Origin of the sequence: Klebsiella sp. TF21-TM, from assembly GCF_019753495.1 — a bacterium.
Classification (GTDB): domain Bacteria; phylum Pseudomonadota; class Gammaproteobacteria; order Enterobacterales; family Enterobacteriaceae; genus Klebsiella; species Klebsiella quasipneumoniae.
Window position 1 is genome coordinate 1 of record NZ_JAIJYL010000028.1, and the last position, 16,776, is coordinate 16,776.

The 16,776-nt window shown below is 56.2% G+C and carries 16 protein-coding genes and 1 tRNA gene; 9 read left to right on the forward strand and 8 right to left on the reverse strand.

Going from position 1 to position 16,776, the window contains the following annotated elements:
* Positions 1–237: 237 nt before the first annotated feature.
* Entirely contained in the window at positions 238–1,041 is an 804-nt protein-coding gene (gene dkgB / locus K5R89_RS21730) for a 2,5-didehydrogluconate reductase DkgB (protein WP_217220741.1), read from the forward strand.
* Between the two features lie 32 nt (positions 1,042–1,073).
* Here the strand turns inward: dkgB and yafC are convergent, their stop codons facing one another.
* Complete coding sequence (yafC, locus tag K5R89_RS21735) at positions 1,074–1,979, reverse strand: DNA-binding transcriptional regulator YafC (protein ID WP_023288494.1); 906 nt, start codon at positions 1,977–1,979, stop codon at positions 1,074–1,076.
* A gap of 104 nt (positions 1,980–2,083) precedes the next feature.
* On the opposite strand from yafC, the gene K5R89_RS21740 reads away from it, so the two are divergent.
* From K5R89_RS21740 to K5R89_RS21750, 3 genes are all read left to right on the forward strand, one after another.
* Positions 2,084–3,274 (forward strand): MFS transporter, encoded by a 1,191-nt coding sequence (locus tag K5R89_RS21740; RefSeq protein WP_217220738.1) that lies wholly within the window; start codon positions 2,084–2,086, stop codon positions 3,272–3,274.
* A gap of 102 nt (positions 3,275–3,376) precedes the next feature.
* A complete protein-coding gene (locus K5R89_RS21745) occupies positions 3,377–4,174 on the forward strand; it encodes an endonuclease/exonuclease/phosphatase family protein (protein ID WP_072096514.1) in 798 nt (265 codons plus the stop codon).
* A gap of 89 nt (positions 4,175–4,263) precedes the next feature.
* Entirely contained in the window at positions 4,264–5,034 is a 771-nt protein-coding gene (locus K5R89_RS21750; protein ID WP_023288497.1) for a class I SAM-dependent methyltransferase, read from the forward strand.
* A gap of 59 nt (positions 5,035–5,093) precedes the next feature.
* On the opposite strand, the gene mltD is transcribed toward K5R89_RS21750, so the two are convergent.
* The gene (gene mltD / locus K5R89_RS21755) at positions 5,094–6,461 is read right to left on the reverse strand and encodes a murein transglycosylase D (RefSeq protein WP_032453033.1); all 1,368 of its coding nucleotides are present in this window, start codon (positions 6,459–6,461) and stop codon (positions 5,094–5,096) included.
* Between the two features lie 71 nt (positions 6,462–6,532).
* A complete protein-coding gene (gene gloB / locus K5R89_RS21760) occupies positions 6,533–7,288 on the reverse strand; it encodes a hydroxyacylglutathione hydrolase (protein ID WP_086076313.1) in 756 nt (251 codons plus the stop codon).
* A gap of 32 nt (positions 7,289–7,320) precedes the next feature.
* Here gloB and K5R89_RS21765 point away from each other — a divergent pair, with 32 nt between their 5' ends.
* Positions 7,321–8,043 (forward strand): class I SAM-dependent methyltransferase, encoded by a 723-nt coding sequence (locus K5R89_RS21765; protein ID WP_004204619.1) that lies wholly within the window; start codon positions 7,321–7,323, stop codon positions 8,041–8,043.
* Here the strand turns inward: K5R89_RS21765 and rnhA are convergent.
* Positions 8,040–8,507, reverse strand: a complete 468-nt coding sequence (gene rnhA / locus K5R89_RS21770; RefSeq protein ID WP_048334094.1) for a ribonuclease HI — start codon at positions 8,505–8,507, stop codon at positions 8,040–8,042. The two genes, K5R89_RS21765 and rnhA, sit on opposite strands and share 4 nt — an antisense overlap.
* A 64-nt stretch (positions 8,508–8,571) precedes the next feature.
* Here rnhA and dnaQ point away from each other — a divergent pair, with 64 nt between their 5' ends.
* Both dnaQ and K5R89_RS21780 read left to right on the forward strand, forming a co-directional pair.
* The gene (dnaQ, locus tag K5R89_RS21775) at positions 8,572–9,303 is read left to right on the forward strand and encodes a DNA polymerase III subunit epsilon (RefSeq protein WP_004204621.1); all 732 of its coding nucleotides are present in this window, start codon (positions 8,572–8,574) and stop codon (positions 9,301–9,303) included.
* A gap of 133 nt (positions 9,304–9,436) precedes the next feature.
* A tRNA-Asp gene (locus K5R89_RS21780) sits at positions 9,437–9,513 on the forward strand.
* A gap of 59 nt (positions 9,514–9,572) precedes the next feature.
* Here K5R89_RS21780 and K5R89_RS21785 read toward each other — a convergent pair.
* Positions 9,573–10,454, reverse strand: coding sequence for a LysR family transcriptional regulator (locus K5R89_RS21785; protein WP_012968890.1), 882 nt, complete (start codon positions 10,452–10,454; stop codon positions 9,573–9,575).
* Positions 10,455–10,557: 103 nt separating this feature from the next.
* Here K5R89_RS21785 and eamB point away from each other — a divergent pair, with 103 nt between their 5' ends.
* Positions 10,558–11,148 (forward strand): cysteine/O-acetylserine transporter, encoded by a 591-nt coding sequence (gene eamB, locus K5R89_RS21790; protein WP_012968889.1) that lies wholly within the window; start codon positions 10,558–10,560, stop codon positions 11,146–11,148.
* A gap of 28 nt (positions 11,149–11,176) precedes the next feature.
* On the opposite strand, the gene K5R89_RS21795 is transcribed toward eamB, so the two are convergent.
* The 3 genes from K5R89_RS21795 to fadE all read right to left on the reverse strand — a co-directional run bounded on the left by K5R89_RS21795 (position 11,177) and on the right by fadE (position 15,919).
* Entirely contained in the window at positions 11,177–12,277 is a 1,101-nt protein-coding gene (locus K5R89_RS21795; protein WP_217220736.1) for an AI-2E family transporter, read from the reverse strand.
* Between the two features lie 248 nt (positions 12,278–12,525).
* The gene (locus tag K5R89_RS21800; protein WP_023288501.1) at positions 12,526–13,296 is read right to left on the reverse strand and encodes an amidohydrolase; all 771 of its coding nucleotides are present in this window, start codon (positions 13,294–13,296) and stop codon (positions 12,526–12,528) included.
* Positions 13,297–13,474: 178 nt separating this feature from the next.
* Entirely contained in the window at positions 13,475–15,919 is a 2,445-nt protein-coding gene (gene fadE / locus K5R89_RS21805) for an acyl-CoA dehydrogenase FadE (protein ID WP_048296759.1), read from the reverse strand.
* A 239-nt stretch (positions 15,920–16,158) separates the two neighbouring features.
* Here fadE and lpcA point away from each other — a divergent pair, with 239 nt between their 5' ends.
* The gene (gene lpcA / locus K5R89_RS21810) at positions 16,159–16,740 is read left to right on the forward strand and encodes a D-sedoheptulose 7-phosphate isomerase (RefSeq protein ID WP_004145825.1); all 582 of its coding nucleotides are present in this window, start codon (positions 16,159–16,161) and stop codon (positions 16,738–16,740) included.
* Positions 16,741–16,776: the final 36 nt, after the last annotated feature.

Below are 16,776 nucleotides of genomic sequence, written 5' to 3' on the forward strand. Positions count from 1 at the left end.
CGGTAGTTCAGTCGGTTAGAATACCTGCCTGTCACGCAGGGGGTCGCGGGTTCGAGTCCCGTCCGTTCCGCCACTTAATAAGAGCCCTGAGCATCTGCTCAGGGCTTTTTTGTTTTATCTGTTTCCGATTATTGCTAAATCAGCAAAAATCCTCTGCATTAATCGCTCTTTTTCCCCACCACACCATCAGCCATAATTTCATTCGTTAACCGAAATGAACAAATAACGAGGAAAAACATGGCAATCCCTGCATTTGGTCTTGGCACCTTCCGTCTGAAAGATGATGTTGTTATCGCATCTGTAAAAACCGCGCTGGAGCTGGGCTATCGTACTATCGACACCGCGCAAATCTACGACAACGAAGCCGCGGTGGGTCAGGCTCTCGTTGAGAGCGGCGTGCCGCGTGATGAGCTGTTCATCACAACCAAAATCTGGATCGAAAACCTGAGCAAAGACAAGCTGATCGCCAGCCTGCAAGAGAGCCTGCAGAAGCTACGCACTGACTATGTTGATCTGACGCTGATCCACTGGCCGTCACCGAATGATGCGGTAGCTGTTGAAGAGTTTATGGCTGCTCTGATGGAAGCGAAGGCGCTCGGCCTGACCCGTCAGATCGGTATCTCCAACTTCACTATTCCACTGATGGAGCGCGCGATTGCCGCCGTTGGCGCTGAAAACATTGCTACCAATCAGATTGAGCTTTCGCCGTATCTGCAAAACCGTAAAGTCGTCGATTGGGCGCGTGAGCACGGTATCCATATCACCTCCTACATGACCCTGGCCTACGGTAAGGCGCTGAAAGATGAGGTGATTGCCCGTATCGCGGCGAAACATAATGCGACTCCGGCGCAGGTTATCCTGGCATGGGCGATGGGCGAGGGGTACGCGGTGATCCCGTCCTCGACGAAGCGTGAGAACCTGGCCAGCAACCTGAATGCGCTGGATCTGAAGCTGGATGATGAAGATCGCCAGGCGATCGCCGCGCTGGATTGCAACGATCGGCTGGTGAGCCCGGAAGGTCTGGCGCCGCAGTGGGATTAATCTCCTGCTTCCGGTATGCCCATCAGAGGGTACTACGACAGCTCCTTCGGGAGCTGTTTTACGTGTTCGCTCAGAAAATCAATAAACGCCCTGATACGTGTGCTGACGGCTCTATCGCTGTAGTACACCGCGCTGAAGGGCATCTCCACCGGCAAACGTTTGTCGGCCAGTAGTTCAACAAACTCCCCACTGGCTATCTCTTTATCCACCATATAATCCGACAGGCAGGCAATACCGTTCCCGGTCAGACACAGTTGCTTGAGCGTTTCCCCACTGTTCGATGATACCGCCGCCTCAATCTCTAACAACTGACCATCGCAACAGGATACCGGCCAGGTGTTCAGAGAGACGGGTTCAGTGAAGCCCAGACATTGATGTTGTTTCAGATCTGACGGATGCTGCGGCACGCCGTAGCGCGAAACATACTCTGGCGAGGCGACGATCTTCCGATAGCTGGTGAACAGCGGTCGGGCGCGCAGGCTGGAATCGGTTAAGGTTCCGGCCCGAATAGCCACATCCACTTTTCGTTCAATCAGATTAATAAATGTTTCTGACGACACGAGCGACAGCGTCATTTCCGGGTAACGCTCGCGAAATGGCTTCACCAGCGGCATGAGAAAATGCAGCATCACCGGCGTCGCGGCATCCACCCGCAGCAGGCCTCGCGGCGTCGTGCGCGTTTCCAGCAGGTCGTTTTCTGCCGCCGCCATCTCCTGTAATACCACCTGCATCCGGCGAAAATAGCGCTCGCCTTCCTCTGTCAGACTGAGCTGACGGGTGGTCCGATTGAGCAGGCTAACACCAAGCTTTGACTCGAGCTTTTTGACTGCCCGGCTGACGGCAGAGTTGGCCTGACCCAGCTGTTCGGCCGCCCGGCTGAAACTCCCGCTTTCCACTACCGCCACAAAGATGGCGATCTCCTCGGATGTGGCTCTCATTATTGCACCTGTAGCAAAATTCTATTGATACTTTGATAGTTTTTGTTATTTATACAACCCTTCATACTACGTGTCATCTTAATCCTGATGCTACGGAGTAAATTATGCCACTGGCGCTATTTGCCTTAACCATCGGTGCCTTCGCAATTGGCACCACTGAATTCGTGATTGTCGGCCTGGTCCCGACGATTGCCCAACAACTCTCTATTTCGCTGCCGTCGGCAGGCCTGCTGGTTTCTATCTACGCGCTGGGCGTGGCGATCGGCGCCCCGGTGCTGACGGCGTTAACGGGGCGTATGCCGCGTAAACAGCTGCTGCTGGCGTTGATGGTCCTGTTTACGGCGGGTAATGTGCTGGCCTGGCAGGCCCCGGGATATGAAACGCTGATCCTGGCGCGCCTGCTGACCGGTCTGGCACACGGCGTGTTCTTTTCTATTGGCTCGACAATCGCCACCAGCCTGGTGGCAAAAGAGAAAGCAGCCTCGGCTATCGCCATTATGTTCGGCGGCCTGACGGTCGCGCTGGTAACCGGGGTGCCATTCGGGACTTTCATCGGTCAGCATTTTGGCTGGCGGGAAACGTTCCTCGCGGTATCGATTCTGGGGGTGATTGCGCTTATCAGCAGTCTGATTCTGGTGCCGAATAATATCCCGGGCCGCGCCAGCGCCAGCCTGCGCGATCAGCTGAAAGTCTTAACCCATCCGCGCCTGCTGATGATCTATGCCATTACCGCGCTGGGCTATGGCGGCGTGTTTACCGCCTTTACCTTCCTTGCGCCGATGATGCAGGAGCTGGCCGGCTTCAGCCCGTCAGCCGTGAGCTGGATCCTGCTGGGCTATGGCGTCTCGGTGGCTATTGGCAACGTATGGGGCGGCAAACTGGCCGATAGGCATGGCGCCGTCTCCGCGCTGAAGTTTATCTTCGCCGCGCTGGTTGTGCTGCTGCTGGTGTTCCAGCTGACCGCCAGCATTCACTATGCCGCGCTGGCAACGGTGCTGGTGATGGGCGTTTTCGCCTTCGGCAACGTGCCGGGCCTGCAGGTGTACGTGGTGCAAAAAGCAGAGCAGTACACCCCCGGGGCTGTCGACATCGCATCCGGCCTGAATATTGCCGCCTTCAACGTCGGCATCGCGCTGGGGTCGATCGTCGGCGGACAGACGGTCGCGCGGTACGGTCTGGCGCAGACGCCGTGGATTGGCGCGGTGATTGTGCTGGTCGCTTTGCTGTTGGTGGTCCTGAGCGGACGTTTAGATAAATTGCCACGCCGTTCGGCAGCGCTTTCTCCCGAAGGCTAAGGGTTTCTCGCAATTTGCATTGAAAGTGTATGGGAAAATCCCTATAACAGAATAACCAGTCGTCGTCGGGCTGGTTTCTGTTATCGAGGATTAATGCCCAAATTGCGAAAGAACACCTACGCCATGCGCTATGTCGCCGGACAACCTGCGGAGAGAATATTGCCTCCGGGGGCGTTTGCGGGCGTGAGTCCGGTTTATCCCGCCGGCACGCCGTTAAGCAGCGATGAGAAAATCCGCGTGCTGGTGTGGAATATCTTCAAACAGCAGCGCGCAGAGTGGCAGTCGGTCCTTAAGAATTTTGGCAAAGACGCGCACTTAGTCCTGTTGCAGGAGGCGCAGACGACGCCGGAGCTGGTCAGGTTCGCGACCACCAACTATCTGGCCGCCGATCAGGTGCCTGCGCTGGTGCTGCCGCAGCATCCTTCCGGCGTGATGACGCTGGCTTCCGCCCATCCTATCTATTGCTGCCCATTGCGCGAACGTGAACCTATTTTGCGTCTGCCTAAATCAGCATTAGTGACTGTCTATCCGCTGCCCGATGCGCGGCTGTTAATGGTGGTCAATATCCATGCCGTTAACTTCAGCCTTGGCGTCGACGTCTACAGCAAACAGCTGCTGCCGATTGGCGATCAGATCGCCCATCACAGCGGGCCGGTGATCATGGCCGGCGACTTCAATGCCTGGAGCCGCCCGCGGATGAACGCCCTGTACCGCTTTGCACGCGAGATGTCGCTGCGTGAAGTTCGTTTCCCGGACGATCAGCGCCGCCGCGCGTTTGGTCGCCCGCTCGATTTTGTGTTCTACCGTGGGTTAAGCGTGCACGATGCTTCCGTGCTGGTAACCCGCGCCTCCGACCACAACCCGCTACTAGTCGAATTCAGTCCCGGCAAGCCTGATTAATTTAAGGTTGGTCAGGCCTGCCATGGGGCAGGCCTGCGCATGCATGGTGCTGCCTTTTATTACTCAAAAAACCGTAAGGACAAGACAACATGACAACACGCTCTCACCATGACAACGTCGAAAAGCAGTTCGGCTCCCAGGCCAGCGCCTATCTGACCAGCGCCGTGCACGCCTCTGGTCGCGATCTGCAGCGGCTGGCGGAACGACTGGCTGATTTTCCTCAGGCGAAAGTGCTGGATATGGGCTGCGGGGCAGGGCACGCCAGCTTTACCGCGGCGGGACAGGTTGCCGAGGTGACCGCCTATGATTTATCGAGCCAGATGCTGGAGGTCGTTGCCGCTGCGGCAAAGGAGAAAGGTTTTAGCAATATCGTGACCCAGCAGGGGTATGCCGAAACGCTGCCGTTCGCTGATGCCAGCTTTGATATCGTTATCAGCCGCTATTCTGCTCATCACTGGCATGACGTTGGCCAGGCGCTGCGCGAGGTGAAACGTGTCCTCAAGCCGGGTGGGGTGATGATCGTGATGGACGTGATGTCGCCGGGCCATGTGGTGCGTGATGTCTGGCTGCAGACGGTGGAAGCCTTGCGCGATACCTCGCACGTGCGTAATTATTCCAGCGGCGAGTGGCTGACGCTGGCGACGGAGGCGGGGCTGGTGATTAATCAGCTGTTGACCGATCGCCTGCCGCTGGAGTTCAGTTCGTGGGTGGCGCGGATGCGTACCCCTGAGCCGCTGGTGGAGGCGATTCGTTTATACCAGCAGAGCGCCTCGGCGGAGGTGAAAGCCTACTTTGAGTTACAACAGGATGGTTCCTTTACCAGCGATACCATCATGTTTGAAGCGCATAAAGCGGTTTAATACGGACAACAAAAAAGGCACCGGGGGAAGTCGGTGCCTTTTTATCGAACCCTGACGTATCAGGACTCTGGTCGATCGCTGTTTTTCACAAACAGCGTTAGCTGATCGCCAGGCCGCAGATTGTCGGTATCGCTGTTCCAGCGCATGACGTCGCGAATATTAACGCCATGACGTTTGGCGATGCTCGACAGCGAATCACCTTTGCGAACGCGATAGGTGATGCTATCGCTGTTATTCGCCAGACGCTGCGCGCTGCTGCCGGCGCCGATAACCAGGTTCTGTCCAACCTTCAATCCAGAGCCGCGCAGGTTATTCCACTGCTGCAGATCGCGGGTCGTGACGCCGAGACGGGAAGCAATCCCGGAAATGGTATCGCCGGAACGCACCTTATAGCTTCGGCTGGTCAGCGGCGTATTATCCGCGAGCTGCGTCGGCTGTACGGCGGCAATGTCGCCAGAGGCCAGCGATTCACGCAGCTGGGCTGCGTGTTTCTGCGGCACCATGACGTACTTTGGCCCGCTAGCGCCCAGCGTTGACCCCTTTACGCCGGCGTTGAAGGTCTTCAGCTTGCTGACCGGCATACCGGCCATATCCGCGAGCTGAGAAATATCAACCGGACTGTCGAGGCGAACGCGCGCCAGCGCACGGCTTTCATCAGCCGTAGGCAACTTCACGCCGTAACGTTTGCTGTTTTTGAGGATGTCGCTCAATGCCAGCATTTTCGGTACGTAGACTTTCGTTTCATGCGGCAGAGACAGCGACCAGAAATCGGTGGGTTTGCCACGCGAACGGTTCGCTTTCACTGCCTTCATGACCCGACCTTCGCCGCTGTTATATGCCGCAACCGTTAACAACCAGTCGCCGTCGAACATTTTGTTCAGACGTTGCATCATGTCCAGCGCCGCGGTAGTCGATGCGACAACGTCACGACGCGCATCGTAACTGCGGGTCTGTTTTAAACCATAATTGCGCCCTGTGCTCGGAATGATCTGCCAGATGCCTGCGGCATTGGCGCCAGACGTCGCGTGTGGGTCAAAAGCGCTCTCCACTATGGGTAGTAATACCAGTTCCATTGGCATGTTACGTTTCTTAACCTGCCCGGCTATCCAGTACATATACGGCTCTGCCCGTAAAGTTACATCGTGGAGATAGCTCTTATTTCTTAAGTACTTCTGTTTTTGCTCGCGAATCCGGGGGTTATCCGGTATTCCCATCTTTAGCTCGTCGCCTATGGAAGTCCACAGATCCTGGTCTTGCGCGTAGAAGGTTCCATCATCTAACCAGCGCGCTTGACTTGTGAACTTGCCTGCTTCCCCTTGACCAGCCGCAGAAAGGCTCTGTGCTCGCTGTTCGACGGTGCCATCGTGCTTAGACGCCTGGCACCCCACCAGCAGGACAGAGGCGAATAATATCGCTCGTGCCTTCATGTGTGTGTCAATAGTTGCTTAAAAGACGACCAAGGATAACGGCGAAGTTAGCCGATGACAAGAATTAAATATCAGAATTCGTCTTTCTTTGACCTTAACCACGCAAATCGCGCCACAGAGTGTTGCAATTTTGTTTCTTTGTTAATTTTGTCAATTAAATCAATATCATTTACCCGTAAAAATAAATTTATACGCCGCTCGTTTTTCAGAATTACGGGTAGTGTCTTTTGTTTTTTTGCACGTAACTCATTAACTTTATGATAGTAATCGTTTATGTCCCTATCATCAGGCAGGATACTCAACGCAAACTTCATATTCGCTAACGTATATTCATGTGCGCAACATATAAGGGTTTCTTCAGGAAGGGCGTTAATCTTCATAAATGATTGATACATCTGCTCTGCAGTGCCTTCGAACAGCCTTCCGCAGCCGCCGGAGAACATCGTGTCGCCGCAAAACAGATAAGGTTCGCTGTAGTAACAGATATGTCCTAATGTGTGACCTGGCGTGGAGAAAATGGAAAAATCGACCCCGAGAATTGACAGCCGATCGCCATCGTCTACTACCTGAGTAACCCCCTTATCCTGGGTTTCTGCCGGCCCGTAAACCACCAGAGAGGGGAATTTTTCACGTAATTGTTTTACGCCGCCGACGTGATCCTGATGGTGATGGGTCAGTAAAATGGCCTCGGGCTGCCACTGGTTTTCCTCGATTGCCGCCAGAACCGGCGCGGCCTCGCCCGGGTCAACGATGATGCAGCGGCCGTGATTCTCAGTGAGAACCCAGATGTAGTTGTCCTGAAACGCGGGAATACTGATAAGATTCATAAATTACCTCTAAAGCGTAGCGGAAGGTGGCAATGAAGCCGGCAAGGATACCTCATACAGTGACAGCGCCTGAGCATTGGTCCAGTATGCCGTGGGGCGAATACTATCGCGAAACGCTGGAGCAGCAGATGAAGCCATGGCTGGCTAAATTATATGGCTTTCATCTGCTTAAGATTGGCAATCTGAGCGCGGAAATCAATACCGAAGCTTGCGCCATCTCGCACCAGGTGAATGTCTCGCTGGCGGGAAACCCAATGCAGGTCCGGGCCGACCCGCTGCATTTACCCTTTGCCGAAAAGTCCGTCGACGCCTGCCTGCTGGCGCATACCCTGCCGTGGTGTAGCGATCCGCATCGCCTGCTGCGGGAGGCCGATCGCGTCCTGATCGATGATGGCTGGATGATCCTGACCGGGTTTAATCCTGTCAGCCTGATGGGATTGCGTAAACTGGTGCCGGTGCTGCGCAAAGGCACGCCGTACAACAGCCGTATGTTTACGTTGATGCGCCAGCTGGACTGGCTGTCGCTGCTCAACTTTGAAGTGCTGCATTATGGGCGTTATCAGGTTTTACCCTGGTCGCGGCATGGCGGCAAACTGCTGAGCACCCATCTGCCAGCGCTGGGCTGTTTGCAATTGATTGTCGCCCGCAAACGGACTATTCCGCTCACCCTTAATCCGATGAAGTCAGGGAAAGCGAAAACCCAGCTGCGGCCGGCAGTAGGCGCCACCCGGCAGTGGCGCAAGGGGCAGAATTAGCTCTCCGGCTGGTAGCCGAGGTCGTCCTGAGTGGGATGGGAGGCCGCAGCGCGGGCCAGCTCGTCGCAGCGTTCGTTTTCTGGATGGCCGGCGTGGCCCTTCACCCACTCCCATTTGATCTTATGCTGGCCAAGCGCGGCGTCCAGCCTCTGCCAGAGGTCGACATTCTTTACCGGTTTTTTCTCTGCCGTTTTCCAGCCGCGCTTTTTCCAGTTGTGGATCCACTGGGTGATCCCCTGGCGGACATACTGGCTGTCGGTGCTGAGCACCACCTCGCAATGCTCTTTTAACGCTTCGAGGGCGACGATCGCCGCCATCAGTTCCATGCGGTTATTGGTGGTCAGACGGTAGCCGGCGCTAAAGGTTTTTTCGTGCTGGCGGTAGCGCATAATGGCGCCGTAACCGCCGGGTCCTGGATTTCCCAGGCAAGAGCCGTCGGTGAAAATTTCTACCTGTTTGAGCATCTCTGGTAGACTTCCTGTAATTGAAATCGATTTGTAAACGATAAGTCTGACATAAATGACCGCGATGAGCACTGCAATTACGCGCCAGATTGTTCTCGATACCGAAACCACCGGTATGAACCAGATCGGGGCGCACTACGAAGGACATAAGATCATTGAGATCGGCGCCGTGGAGGTGATTAACCGCCGCCTGACCGGTAACAATTTCCACGTCTATCTCAAGCCCGATCGGCTGGTGGATCCGGAGGCGTTCGGCGTGCACGGGATCGCCGACGAATTCCTGCTGGATAAACCCACCTTTGCCGACGTGGCCGATGAATTTATGGATTACATCCGCGGCGCGGAGCTGGTGATCCATAACGCCTCGTTCGATATCGGTTTTATGGATTATGAGTTCGGTAAGCTGAACCGCGGGATCGGGAAAACCGAGACCTTCTGTAAAATCACCGACAGTCTGGCGCTGGCGCGGAAAATGTTTCCCGGCAAGCGCAACAGTCTGGATGCGCTATGTTCGCGCTACGAAATAGACAACAGCAAGCGTACGCTGCACGGGGCACTGCTCGATGCCCAGATCCTTGCCGATGTCTATCTGATGATGACCGGCGGCCAGACGTCGATGGCGTTCTCTATGGAAGGCGAAAGCCAGCAGCAGGCAGGCGAGATGGGGATTCAGCGCGTCGTTCGCGCCGCCAGCCAGTTACGGGTGGTTTATGCCTCTGATGAAGAGCTGGTGAACCATGAATCCCGCCTCGATCTGGTACAAAAGAAAGGCGGAAGCTGCCTGTGGCGTGCCTGATAACCACTAAAATGGATTAAAAGTAGGCGGTTGGGCGATTTTTGCAGCAAACGATTCAAAACGGTAGAAAAAGCGTTGACGGGGTAGAGGGGAATCCGTAATATTCGCCTCGTTCCCAACGGAACAACAACGCGGAGCGGTAGTTCAGTCGGTTAGAATACCTGCCTGTCACGCAGGGGGTCGCGGGTTCGAGTCCCGTCCGTTCCGCCACTATTCAGAAAGCCTGAATCAGCAATGATTCAGGCTTTCGTCGTTTTCGTCGCCGAATTTCAGCGCGCCTCTTGTTCCTCCTGCATACACTGCATGAATACCCGCATCGCCGGACTGATTGCTTTCCCGGCGTGATGGGCGCAGAGCGCATGGATCGTCAGCGGCGTCTCGCTGAACGGCAGCTCGACCAGCGTCCCGCGTTTGAGTTCCTCCTCTACCGCAAAGCGCGGCAGAAAACTCACCCCCAGATTGCCCGCCACGCACTGCTTGATGCTTTCAATACTCCACAGTTCGATGGTGTTCTCCATGGTAATGCCGCGCTGGCGCAGGGTACTTTCAAAAATCTGCCGGAACACGCACTGGGGTTCGTTGATGATAAAGCTCAATGGGATATGCTGCCGCGGGCGCAGGAAGTCGACCGGCGCCTGATCGACTGACGCGACCAGCGCCAGCGGCTGCGGGCCAAGTTCCATCATGGTGAGCGCATCATCGTTGCCAACCCGGTAAAACACCCCCAGGTCGACTTCGTCAGCGAGCAGCGCATCACGGATGCTGTAGCAATTGAGCGACTGCAGTGACAGGCGGACCTTCGGGGCGCGTTGCTTAAAACGCTGCAGCACCGGCGGCATTTTGTACGCCAGCAGGGTTTCACCAGTGGCGACGCGAAGTTCGCCGCCGGGTTCATCGTCCTGGCGCGCCGCCTGGCGAATCGACGCCATCACTTTGGTCAGATCGTAGACATGCGGCAGGACATTTTTACCCGCGGCGGTGAGACACATTCGTCGGCCAATTTTCTCAAACAGCGGGATGGCAAGCTCCTGCTCAAGCTGCTGGATATGAAAGGTTACGGTGGACTGGGTGCAGCACAGTTTCTGCGAGGCGCGCAGAAAGGATCCTTCTTCGACAACCGTTTTGAAGGTGATAAAGCGTCGCAGATCCATATTTCCTCTTTATATCGAAATTCTCGAATTAAGAATGAAAAAACATTCATTTTTTTAAATTATCAGCTTCGGGTACTGTCTGCCAGTCAAGAGGAGAAAACACGTGACACCTACCCTGATTAGCGCCTTTTTAACTTACACCCTGATCACCGCTCTGACGCCCGGGCCGAATAATATTCTGGCGCTGAGCAGCGTCACCGCGCACGGCTTTCGACGGAGCATGCGGGTTCTGGCCGGCATGAGCCTGGGGTTTGTGATCATCATGCTGATTTGTGCCGGGCTGACGTTCACTCTCGTTACCCTGGATGAGGGGATAACCTCCCTGCTACGCTGGGTCGGCGCGGGGTATATCCTGTGGCTGGCCTGGCATATTGCCCGCAGCGACCCGGCCAGCGGTGGGCAGGAGGAGCGGCCTGTCAGCTTCTGGGCCAGCCTGGGGCTGCAGTTTGTGAATGTAAAAATTATCCTGTACGGCATCACGGCCCTGTCGACCTTTGTTCTGCCGGTGACTCGCGAGCCATTCTGGCTGGTGATGATAAGCCTGTTGCTATCAGTAATAGGCGTTGCCGGCAATCTTTGCTGGGCGCTGGCCGGTCAGCTGTTTCAGCCGGTGTTCGAACGCCATGGAAGAGGGTTAAATCTGCTGCTGGCGCTGCTGTTGGTCTGGTGCGCGGTACGAATGTTTATGGAATGAATTAAGGGAGCGTAAAGCTCCCTTGAGGTTATTTATCCTGCGCCAGGGCGGGTTGCCCTTCATTTACCCAGGTCATAAAGATCCGGTAACCGATGGCCAGCAGGGTGGCGCCGAGGAACATACCGAGAATGCCGTTAGAGGCCATTCCGCCAAGGGCGCCCAGCAGCACCACGGGCATTGGCGCATCGACTCCGCGCCCCAGCAGCAGTGGTTTGAGGACGTTATCGGCCATACCGGCGACGATCAGCAGGACAGTATAGAAGATATCCATTCCGGTACTGTGGGTGCCGAGACTCCACATCAGCGCGATGGCCGGGGCCGTCACCAGGATCACCGGCACCTGTGCAATGCCGAGGATCAGGGCAAGTATAAAGAAGATCCCGACGGCGGGGATGCTGGCCATCAGCATGATCACCCCGACCAGCAGCGCCTGGATCAGTGCCACCCCGATGACGCCCTGGGCGACCGCGCGGATGGTGCTGGTGCACAGGCGGGTGAGGGTCACGCCTTTATTCTCATCGGTAATACGGATGGCAATACGCTGCGCGCTGATGGCGCCCGCCGCGCCCCAGGCCATCATAATGCCCGAGACGATAAACGAAATAATAAAGCCAATCAGCCCGCCGCCCATGCTGGCTAATATGCTGAGTAACTGTTTGGCAATATCGCCAATTTGCGAACGGTAATTGCTGAGCAATCCTGGCAGATCCGCGGACGCCCGCATCCACAGAGCGCTAAGCCGTTCGCCAACGATCGGTAAAGAGGCAATTCGTGAAGAGGGTGGGGGAATGGTAAAGCTCTGGCTGCCCATCCGGTCGATCATCGCGCTGGCGCTTTCCGCCAGCGAGGTGATCATCAGCACCGTGGGGATAATAATCAGTAAAATACCTAACAGCACCAGCACCACCGACGCCAGCCCCTGTTTACCGGCGAAAAGCCCGGCAAAATATTGATGTAAAGGATAGAGCGCCACGGCCAGAATCAACGCCCAGAGCATCATATTGACGAAGGGAGAAAAGACGGTAAAACAGAATGAGGCCAGCGCCAGAATAAGACTGAACCGAATAAACATATCGAGAAAGCGGGTGACCAGCCGTTTTTCTATTAACTGAAGATTATTATTATCCATTTACCATTACGCTCATAAAATATGTATACGCCAACGCTCAGCCAGGTTCAACAAAACAAGCTGGCAACAGAAAAGTCATGCGTTTACAACGCAGAAGTGAATTGAAAATGATCTCCGCCCGTTTGGTTGTGGGCCGTTTAATGAGTGTAGAACAGAAATGAAGGGCGCCCTGTAAATATTCTGCTGGGCGCGGCAAGAGGAAATTCCGCTTTCTTTTCCCGCAGAAGGGGGAAGAAAGCGGAGGGGGATTAATCCAGAGTAAAAGGATCGGCATCGCGCCAGGCGGGGAATTTTTCACGATATTCCTGGAGGGCGCTCAGCGACAGTTCGGCGTCAAGACGAGTGGCCTGGTGCGGATCGGCGGTGGCGACAATCTCCCCCTGGGGACTGATAATCCGGCTATCACCGCGGTAATGATGACCGTTGCCGTCGGTGCCGACCCGGTTACAGCCGGCGACGTAGGCCTGGTTCTCAATCGCGCGGGCGACCAGCAGCGACTGCCAGTGCAGCGAGCGCGGCGCCGGCCAGTTCGCCACATACAGCGCCAAATCATAGTCGTTAAGGTTACGCGACCATACCGGAAAGCGCAGGTCGTAACAGACCAGCGGCAGGATCCGCCATCCGCGCCATTCAAAGACCACGCGCTTGTCTCCGGCCTCATAGTGATGGTGTTCATCCGCCATACGAAACAGGTGGCGTTTATCATAATGATGGACCGTGCCGTCAGGCTCGACCAGCAGGAAGCGGTTAACGGCCCCGCGCTCAGTTTGCAGCGCCGCGCTGCCGGCGATCAGCGCCTGGGTTTGCGCCGCCCTGGCATGCATCCACGCCACCACCTCGGCCTCGGGTAAAGACTGTTTTGCCGCTTCCATCGCAAAGCCGGTGGTAAACATCTCAGGTAAAACAATGATATCGCGCCCGACAATCCCTTCCAGTTGGCGATCAAAATGGCGCAGGTTAGCAGGGCCGTCCATCCAGACCAGCGGTTGTTGCAACAGCGTAATTTTCAGGCCAGGCACAATGGTCAACTCCATTCTCATGAGGGGGTTAGGTTAACTGTAACACCTTATCAGCCTCGCGGCGGTCCGCGGAATATTTTGTTAAAAAAATGCTACTAACAGGAACGACGGGGGAAGGAGAGACGAAAAAAAGGCGGGGAAAATTCCCCGCCCGGCGTGTGATGTGGTTGTTGTTTTATTATGCGGCTTCAACGTTGCGAACTTTTTCCGGCAACTTTACCGGCTGGGTTGCCAGCTCCTCTGGCGCAAAGTCGTCAACATTAATGCTGCGCAAGCGACTGTGCTCTGCTCGGGTCAAAATGGCGGCTTCATCCTGACTGATTAAGCCTTTCGCCAGGGCATGGGCGGCCAGTTCGTCGAGACGGGTGAACGGCAGATTTTTACCCAACTCTTTGCAGATACGCTGGTGGATAGGATCGGCCGCCATCACTTCCAGCAGCGCCTCTTCCAGCAGGCCGACCGGGTTATGCTCGCTCGGCGTCAGGTACTGACCGCGACCGATGCGGGAGCGGGTGGCGCTGGGCACCTGCAGAATTTTAGCGACTTTATGGTCCAGCTTATCCGACGGCGCATGATGATGACGACCGGTCGGGAAGATGACCAGGCGCATTGCGCCAGCCACCAGACGATTGGGGAAGTTTTTCAGCAGATCGTCGATGGCCTGCTCGGCCTGATGCAGCGCATCCTGCACCCCCCAGTGAACCAGCGGCAGATCGGCTTCATTGCGTCCTTCATCGTCATAGCGTTTCAGCACCGCCGAGGCCAGGTACAGCTGGCTTAACACATCCCCCAGACGCGCGGAGATACGTTCGCGACGCTTGAGACTGCCCCCCAGCACCGCCATCGAGACGTCTGACAGCAGCGCCAGGTTAGCGCTCAGACGGTTCATTTGCTGATAGTAGCGGCGGGTGACGTCGCGAGTCGGCGCGCTGCTGGTGCGTCCGCCGGTCAGGCCCAACCAGAAACTCCGTACTTTGTTACTGCCGACATGGCCGATATGTTTGAACAGCAGCTTATCATAGGCGTTCAGGTCGTTGTTCTGCGCGGCAGCCATCTCCTCCAGCACGTACGGATGGCAGCGAATCGCACCCTGACCGAAGATCATCATGCTACGGGTCAGAATGTTCGCACCTTCCACGGTGATGGCGATAGGCGCGCCCTGATATGCCCGGGCGAGGAAGTTGCCTTCGCCCAGCATAATGCCTTTCCCGCCGGTAATATCCATTGCGTCGATAATGGCGCGCTGGCCGCGGTGGGTGCAGTGATATTTCACGATCGCGGAGAGCACCGCCGGTTTCTCGCCGAGCATAATGCCGTAGGTAATCAGCGAGGCCGCAGCATCCATCACATAAGCATTACCGGCAATGCGCGCCAGCGCCTCTTCAATGCCTTCCATTTTACCGATCGAGATTTTGAACTGGCGGCGAATATGGGCGTAAGCCCCGGTCGCCATAGCCACCGATTTCAGGCCGCCGGTGGAGTTGGACGGCAGCGTAATACCGCGGCCCACCGACAGACATTCAACCAGCATGCGCCAGCCCTGACCGGCCATCCCCGGCCCACCGATGATGTAATCGATCGGCACGAAGATATCTTTGCCGCGGGTTGGGCCGTTCTGGAACGGGACGTTAAGCGGGAAGTGGCGACGGCCAATTTCCACGCCCGGGGTGGAGGTCGGGATCAGCGCGCAGGTGATGCCCAGCTCTTCTTCCCCGCCCAGCAGACGATCCGGGTCAGAAAGTTTAAAGGCCAGTCCCAGCACGGTGGCGATAGGCGCCAGCGTAATGTAGCGTTTGTTCCATGTCAGGCGCATACCTAGCACCTGCTGGCCCTGCCAGTCGCCCATGCAGACCACGCCGGTATCCGGGATGGCGCCGGCGTCGGAGCCCGCTTCCGGGCTGGTGAGTGCGAAGCAGGGGATCTCCAGCCCGCGCGCCAGACGCGGCAGGTAATGGTTTTTCTGCTCTTCAGTACCGTAATGCTGCAGCAGCTCGCCCGGGCCCAGTGAGTTCGGGACGCCGACGGTGATCGCCAGAATGCCGGAGACGCCAGAGAGCTTCTGCAGCACCCGCGACTGGGCATAAGCGGAGAATTCAAGCCCGCCATACTCTTTCTTGATGATCATCGCGAAGAAGCGGTGTTCTTTCAGATACGCCCACAGCTCCGGCGGCAGATCGGCCATTTCGTGGGTGATGGCGAAGTCGTTAGCCATCCGGCAGGCTTCTTCCACCGGGCCGTCGAGGAAGGCTTGCTCTTCGGCGGTCAGACGCGGCTGCGGATAGTTATGCAGCTTATGCCAGTCAGGATTACCGCGAAACAGATCCCCCTCCCACCAGGTGGTCCCGGCGTCGATGGCTTCCTTTTCGGTACGCGACATCGGCGGCATGACTTTGCGGAAGGCGCGAAACGCCGGTGCGGAAATCATGGATTTACGCATAGGCGCAAAGTTAAACGGCAACAGAATGATCGCCAGCGGCAGCAGCAGCCAGATATTCCACAGACCGGCCGCGCCGAGCGCTGCGGTCCAGGCGAGCAAGATCACGCTGCTGAGCAGCAGGCTGACCCGGTGATAGAAGAGCGCACCGAGTAAAACAACGGTTGCAACAATACTCAAAATCATCATAGAGAAATGCTCCCTGTGCTTGTAGGAGGTCTGACCACTTGTGATGTATTGGTTGTAGTGCATGCCTTTTTATTTAGCAATGTGTTTACAAAATAATTACAACCTTGCTCACATTGTTGTATGCAAAAGCGGCACATAAAATCAAAAGGGCGGGGGATAACGCAGCCTGCTGCTTCTCGCTTCGGCGGCTATCCGGTACACTGCCAGGGTTATTCCACTCATACTGAAGGATTATCCTCATGTACCAGGATCTTATTCGTAACGAACTGAACGAAGCCGCGGAAACGCTGGCTAACTTTCTGCAGGACGAAGCCAATATCCATGCTATCCAGCGTGCCGCTGTCCTGCTGGCGGATAGCTTTAAGGCGGGTGGTAAAGTGCTGTCCTGCGGCAACGGCGGTTCCCATTGCGATGCGATGCATTTTGCGGAAGAACTGACCGGACGTTATCGCGAAAACCGCCCGGGATATCCGGCCATTGCGATCTCCGACGTCAGCCATCTCTCCTGCGTGAGCAATGATTTTGGCTATGAGTATGTCTTCTCCCGCTACGTTGAATCCGTTGGCCGCGCGGGCGATGTGCTGCTCGGCATCTCCACCTCCGGCAACTCCGGCAACGTAATCAAGGCCATTGAGGCCGCGCGGGCGCAGGGGATGAAAGTGATCACACTGACCGGTAAGGACGGCGGTAAAATGGCCGGTAGCGCCGATGTGGAAATTCGCGTGCCGCACTTTGGCTACGCCGACCGCATTCAGGAGATCCACATCAAAGTGATCCATATCCTGATTATGCTGATCGAAAAAGAGATGGCGAAAGGCTAACAGGCAGGTGAGTGTGTACTGTTGACGGCGGCCTCG